Origin of the sequence: Mycobacterium sp., assembly GCF_049647605.1 — a bacterium.
Classification (GTDB): Bacteria; Actinomycetota; Actinomycetes; order Mycobacteriales; family Mycobacteriaceae; genus Mycobacterium.
Map to the genome: position 1 here is coordinate 1 of NZ_JBARXZ010000097.1, position 1,692 is coordinate 1,692.

The following is a 1,692-nucleotide window of genomic DNA, read 5'->3' on the forward strand; positions in this document are numbered from 1 at the left end:
GCTGCTCCGCGCCCACGGGCATCCAGCGGCGTGTGGCCCACATTCCGAACAGCCCCACCGGCACATTGATCCAGAAGATCCAGTGCCAGCTGGCCACTTCCACCAGAGCACCGCCCAGCGTGGGGCCCAGCAGCGCGCCCACCTGGCCCGGGATGGCAATGAAACTCATGGCACGGATGAATTCACCCTTGGGGTGGCTGCGCAGCACAGCCAGCCGGCCCACCGGCATCATCAGGGCGCCCCCGACCCCTTGTACCACGCGCGCGGCCACCAGAAAGCCCAGGTTGGGCGAAAGCGCGCACAGCACCGAGCCCAGCACAAACAGCGCGATCGCCGTGGCATAGACCCGCTGGGTGCCAAAACGGTCCGCCACCCAGCCCGAGGCCGGGATCAGCATGGCCGTGGTCAACGAATAGGCCACGATCACCGACTGCATCTTCAGCGGGCTCTGGCCCAGCGACTGCGCCATCGCCGGCAGTGCCGTGTTCAGAATGGTGGCATCCAGCGACTGCAAAAAGAAGGCGATGGCCACCAGCCACAGCAGGCGTTCACGGTGGGGGGCAAGGGATTCACTCATGGGAAACAGGGAAGCAAAACTCGCACGGCAATGCGTGCAACGGACGCAAAAAAGCCGCTGGCGTGCAGCGGCTGGATCGGAGGGGATGGCGCAGTGTCGGCGGCATCCCGCGTGGCAGGCAGAAAGCGCTTACACCGAGAAGCTGGAACCGCAGCCGCAGGTGGTGCTGGCATTGGGGTTCTTGATCACGAACTGGGCACCTTGGAGGTCTTCCTTGTAATCGATCTCTGCGCCGACCAGGTACTGGTAGCTCATGGCGTCGATCAGCAGCGACACACCATTCTTGGTCATCGTAGTGTCGTCGTCGTTGGTGATCTCATCGAAGGTGAAACCGTACTGGAAACCCGAGCAGCCGCCGCCTTGCACAAAGACGCGCAGCTTCAGGTCGGGATTGCCTTCTTCGGCAATCAGATCCGCCACCTTGGCAGCTGCGCTGTCGGTGAAGAGGATGGGGGCCGGCATTTCGGTGATGGTGTTTTCGGCAACGGCGCTCATGGGGATACTCCGATGGTTCTGAATTGGCCCGAATGGTACAGCAAAGGGCTCGGGAATTGCTGCCGCTTCCAGCTTTGACGACAGTGCAAGTGGGGGCTTTGCCCCCGGAGGACGCTGGGGACTTCGCCCGGACCAGGGAGGGGCGGCCGTACCGGACCATGCCGGCGCGGGAGCGACCACAAAAAAGCCGCCGAACCCGAAGGCTTGGCGGCTTTTTTTGGCGGATGGCCTTCCCGGAGGAAGACCATCCTGCAGCAGAAGCGGATTAACGCTTCGAGAACTGCTTGGCGCGGCGTGCAGAACGCAGACCGACCTTCTTACGTTCGACTTCACGAGCGTCACGGGTCACGTAGCCGGCTTGGCTCAGTGCGGACTTCAGGGAAGCGTCGTAATCGATCAGAGCGCGGGTGATACCGTGGCGGGCAGCGCCAGCCTGGCCGGATTCACCGCCGCCGTGGACGTTGATCTGGATGTCGAAAGCTTCGACATTGCCAGTCAGCACCAGGGGCTGCTTTGCGATCATGATGGAGGTTTCGCGGCCGAAGTACTGCTGAATGTCTTTGCCATTCACAGTGATCTTGCCGGAGCCCTTCTTCAGGAATACACGGGCGACGCTGGAC

Annotated in this window: 3 protein-coding genes; all 3 read right to left on the bottom strand. The window is 62.6% G+C overall.

What is annotated here, in order from left to right:
• A partial coding sequence (locus tag WBB07_RS12240) for an MFS transporter (protein ID WP_526307997.1) occupies positions 1–577 on the bottom strand: 577 nt, incomplete at its 3' end.
• 129 nt (positions 578–706) lie between these two features.
• Positions 707–1,072: an iron-sulfur cluster insertion protein ErpA gene (gene erpA, locus WBB07_RS12245; protein WP_066540053.1), complete on the bottom strand. Its 366-nt coding sequence runs from the start codon at positions 1,070–1,072 to the stop codon at positions 707–709.
• 265 nt (positions 1,073–1,337) lie between these two features.
• On the bottom strand, positions 1,338–1,692 hold a 355-nt coding region (gene rpsI / locus WBB07_RS12250; RefSeq protein WP_526307999.1), incomplete at its 5' end, for a 30S ribosomal protein S9.

Coding starts and splice junctions, on each gene's coding strand:
- erpA (WP_066540053.1), bottom strand. CDS start 1,072: ATGAGCGCCGTTGCCGAAAACACCATCACCGAAATGCCGGCCCCCATC.